This is a genomic window from Sphaerospermopsis reniformis (genome assembly GCF_005402885.1).
Taxonomy (GTDB): domain Bacteria; phylum Cyanobacteriota; class Cyanobacteriia; order Cyanobacteriales; family Nostocaceae; genus Sphaerospermopsis; species Sphaerospermopsis kisseleviana.
The window spans coordinates 1-4,479 of the sequence record NZ_BJCE01000334.1 but is presented as its reverse complement, the minus strand read 5'-3'; the positions used below and the strand labels follow the sequence as shown (position 1 = coordinate 4,479).

Here is a 4,479-nt window from a genome sequence, read left to right as displayed (position 1 = left end):
ATCTAAACGCTGCAATTAATTTATCGCGTTTGGCTAAAGCGTGAAAGTCTACCGAGGGATAACTGCTCCCATGCTCCCGTTGAAGTAGAAAGTAAAGTCTAGTTTTGTCTAGGTTTTATATAGCAGATAGTCAATAAAAACACCCGTATCAATATAAACCTTCACACCTTAGTTCCCAATTCAGATAATAATTGTTCAGGTGTAACTATTTGAGGCTTACTCGTTGATAAAGAACCTAATGCTTTACTTAATGCTTTATCATAAGTAACTAAATAGTCACATTCAGCAGCACTACTAAGAATTAAAACATCATTAGAATGAGCTATACGGTTACGAAGGTCTGCTGCATACTTGAGATATTCCTCAGCTTTCTGTAAATTTACAGGTATCACATTAACTTCTTCTTGAAGTTCATCCAGAATTTCTGGGTTTTTACTGGACTCTACCAAGAAAAAAAGCTCCTGTAATACTACTGGATTAATTGCTAACCGCACTTGTGTCAACACTGCTGGAGAGAATAGTTCAGAACTAGGTGACTCACCACGTAAGTAAGCAGCGATAACATTTGTATCTAAAAAAATAAGAGGCAGATGTTTAGATGTTTCCACTTGAAAATCTCTTGTTAGAATTGTGTTTACTTAATTGTACTTCAAAAACATTAGATATGTAGATTAGTCGAAAAAATTGCATGAATTACAATCTACTTATTCTTAACTATTTATTGCATCTTGCCAATGAGAAAATGTAAGTTTAGTAATTTCACCTTTTTCTAGGATGATATATTTCCTCTAAACATTTAAAAAATGCCTGAGCATATTCTTTTAAACCTATAGGACTCCTATTTGATTATTGAAAAAAACTCCGTACACCAAAATTCTCTAAAAGCCTTTTGCCTGGTTGGTGAGCGAAGTCGAACTATTGCCTCTTGCCTGCCTACACAGATAAATTCAGAAATCAAACCGGATGACTATAATAAACACAAACATTTAAAAATTCGGGTAATTCTTAAATGATGATGATTTCCCCAATGTACCCAAACTTTTTTCCTTTCTGCAAATGGATTGATCAATTTTAATTCTTATTTTCCCATCTTGGCTTTTTTGACATGATATAGCGTTTCCCAGTCTCATGAGGTACACCCTAATTTATTTACTGTTCCCAATTCCCAATTCCCAATTCCCAATTCCCTAAGATAAAAAACTCTGTACCTCACTAGATTGGTAAATGCTATATTTTCATATAAAAATATTATCTGTCCCCAGTCACCAGTCACAACCTACACTATCCATTCAGATGCGCGATCGCCCAAGTCAAGAGGAATACTTACAGCTTTACCCAATCGGGGACGCTCTTTAGTTTGTTCAACAAAAGTTTGTACTTGACTCGTTCCACCCAAAGCGTTGAGATAATTAGCGATGCTATCCAGATGTTCTTGATATTCTGGTTCGCTTAAAGGGAATGAAGCTTGTTCAAGATATTTCCACATAATTTGCAGAAATATCTTTCCTTGCGTCCTGCGGAACTGGACATCGTAGGAATATCCCCATTTATCAATTAACAGTTGACGTAATTCCTTGCCAGTCATAATGCTTTAAGATTTATTGTTGTATTGTTTATTTTAGTTAAATGCCATGCAAGTGAATTACATAGTCAGATAAACTGTTTTGCATTTAATTTGGATAAGTCTAGCGAGTAATATGCCCGCAGCACAAGACTTAACTATATTAGGATTATCAAGTTTAGCTGTGTAGCATCTGATTGTTACACATCTAAAAAAAAATCAACACCAACTTAACGAGATCATGGCTGCTCTCATTTAGATTTTACATTTAGAGCCGACTTACTTACTCAAAATATTAATATTTATAGTACAGAAATATTATCATGTTTTGTCTGCATCTGTGATGCAAGATGTGAATGTGATATATTTAGTCTTGAGTTCAAGAAGCGTAGATCCTTGAGAAGTGGTGAAAGTCCGGCTCTGAGACTGGGGAGAGTCAGAATTGATCTGACCATAGCTCCTGTGTGACAGGAAATCCTATAAATCAGACAAAGTAAAACATTCTCAAGAGTAGCTAATCCAATCAGAACTGAAAACAGAGAACCCGCAAAATATTTTCTTTAAAGTAGTCCCAACAGCTTTTAGACTAGGGATAGAGGGTGTGGTAGTAAGTCCTGTTGGGGTGATTCCCAGCAAACAGAAAGCATGAGATATTTGTCTATGCTTTTTGAAACTATGATAAGGATATAAAGAAATGTAATGCTAACAGAAGGTAATGCTAGATAGGTCTTCTTACCAAGAAGTATGGCATCACTGGGGGCGTTAGCATTTCGACTCAGGCAAAGTGTGAGGCTAGTTGCTACCACTCTTGTCAAAATTGCTGAACAAATTACACAAAGAGCGCGTAGACTATGGCTCAATTTTCTGAATCAATGGACGTACCCGATATGGGTCGTCGTCAGTTCATGAACCTGCTGACTTTTGGGACTGTCACCGGAGTAGCTGCTGGTGTATTGTATCCTGTTGTTAACTACTTTATCCCTCCTGCCAGCGGTGGTGCTGGTGGTGGTACAGTAGCAAAAGATGAACTGGGTAACGATGTTAGTGTTAGTAAGTTTCTCAGCAGTCATAACGTAGGCGATCGCACCCTTGTCCAAGGACTCAAGGGAGATCCTACCTATATTGTGGTAGAAAGCAAAGAAGCGATCACAGACTATGGCATTAACGCTATTTGCACCCACTTAGGTTGTGTTGTTCCTTGGAACGTAGCAGAGAACAAGTTTAAATGCCCTTGTCACGGTTCCCAGTACGATGCTACTGGTAAAGTGGTCCGCGGACCTGCACCCAGGTCTTTAGCTTTAGCTCATGCGAATGTCAACGATGACAAAATCGTTTTGACCCCTTGGACAGAAACCGACTTCCGCACTGGTGAAGAACCTTGGTGGGCTTAAACAATGCAATGGTTCAGCTTTAATGCTGAACAATCACCACTGACAACTGACCACTGACAACTGACTTTATAGAGATGAGAAACCCCCGTACACCAGCGAGGTTAACCCGCGCTGCTAAAGTAATGTTCAATACATTACTAATAGCGATCGCTACTGTGACATTTTTCTTCACCAGCGATATTGCTCACCCCCAAACAGCTGCTGCTTATCCCTTCTGGGCGCAGGAAACCGCACCTGAAACACCCCGCGAAGCCACAGGAAGGATTGTTTGCGCTAACTGTCACCTAGCAGCAAAAAACACAGAAGTAGAAGTACCCCAATCAGTATTACCTGACACCGTATTTAAAGCGATCGTCAAAATCCCCTACGATACCAACGTACAGCAAGTAGGTGCTGATGGTTCTAAAGTCGGTTTAAACGTCGGTGCTGTATTGATGTTACCCGAAGGCTTCAAAATTGCACCAGAAGACCGCATTCCTGAAGAAATGAAGGAAGAAGTAGGCGATGTTTACTTCCAAACCTACAGAGAAGACCAGGAAAACGTGGTGATAGTTGGACCCTTACCAGGAGAAGAACATCAAGAAATCGTCTTCCCTGTGCTTTCACCTAACCCTGCTACCGACAAAAATATCTACTTTGGCAAATATGCCGTTCATGTAGGCGGTAACAGAGGACGTGGACAAGTTTACCCCACAGGTGAAAAGAGCAATAACAACGTTTACAACGCTTCCGCTGCTGGTACAATCAGCAAGATTGCCAAAACAGAAGATGAAGACGGTAACGTTAAGTATGTAGTTAGCATCAAAACCGACAGCGGTGAAGTTGTTAACGATACCGTTCCCGCAGGTCCAGAACTGATTGTTTCTGAAGGACAAACAGTTGCATCTGGTGACGCTTTAACCAATAACCCCAACGTCGGTGGTTTTGGTCAGAAAGATACAGAAATCGTCTTACAAAACCCCAACAGAGTCACAGGTTTGATCGCCTTTATCTGTTTAGTGATGTTAGCACAAGTTATGTTAGTGCTGAAGAAGAAGCAGGTGGAAAAAGTCCAAGCTGCTGAGATGAATTTCTAAATTCTTTACTAAACAATGATTTGTGGGACAGGCAAGATGCCTGTCTTTTTTTTATCACAGGAGTCAGGAGTCAGGAGTCAGGAGTCAGGAGTCAGGAGTCAGGAGTCAGGAGTCAGGAAGAAAGGATTTTACAGCAGATTTCATATAAGTGAAGTACACCAGTAGCGGGCAAGACTTGTACTGAGCTTGTCGAAGTATGCCCGCACCACAAGAGTTTTATGATTCATCTCTGTACCTCATAACACCGGGAAGTGCTGTATTTTCCCAATTCCCAATTCCCAATTCCCAATTCCCCATTCCCCATAACTTAATACTTAGGGTTTCCTGAATAAACCTAAAACCTTGATATATCAAAGGTTAGAGGCTGATAAACACAGAAATTAGTGCAAGGGTTTTGAAGGGTATACCGGAAAAAGTGTGCATTTTTGGGGATTTCAAGAGATGGCAAAGA

General features: G+C 40.0%; 4 protein-coding genes. 2 read left to right on the top strand and 2 right to left on the bottom strand.

Going from position 1 to position 4,479, the window contains the following annotated elements:
• Positions 1 to 161 precede the first annotated feature (161 nt).
• Together FFR48_RS25725 and FFR48_RS25720 are read right to left on the bottom strand one after the other, a co-directional pair.
• The gene (locus FFR48_RS25725) at positions 162 to 608 is read right to left on the bottom strand and encodes a type II toxin-antitoxin system VapC family toxin (RefSeq protein WP_236104186.1); all 447 of its coding nucleotides are present in this window, start codon (positions 606 to 608) and stop codon (positions 162 to 164) included.
• 668 nt (positions 609 to 1,276) lie between these two features.
• The gene (locus FFR48_RS25720; RefSeq protein WP_096566275.1) at positions 1,277 to 1,585 is read right to left on the bottom strand and encodes a DUF3067 family protein; all 309 of its coding nucleotides are present in this window, start codon (positions 1,583 to 1,585) and stop codon (positions 1,277 to 1,279) included.
• 827 nt (positions 1,586 to 2,412) lie between these two features.
• Between FFR48_RS25720 and petC the strand changes: the two genes are divergently transcribed.
• Positions 2,413 to 2,952, top strand: coding sequence for a cytochrome b6-f complex iron-sulfur subunit (gene petC / locus FFR48_RS25715; RefSeq protein ID WP_096566273.1), 540 nt, complete (start codon positions 2,413 to 2,415; stop codon positions 2,950 to 2,952).
• 74 nt (positions 2,953 to 3,026) lie between these two features.
• Positions 3,027 to 4,028 carry a cytochrome f gene (gene petA, locus FFR48_RS25710; RefSeq protein WP_137669323.1) on the top strand — a complete coding sequence of 334 codons (1,002 nt, stop codon included), beginning with the start codon at positions 3,027 to 3,029 and terminating at the stop codon, positions 4,026 to 4,028.
• The last annotated feature ends 451 nt before the right edge of the window (positions 4,029 to 4,479 follow it).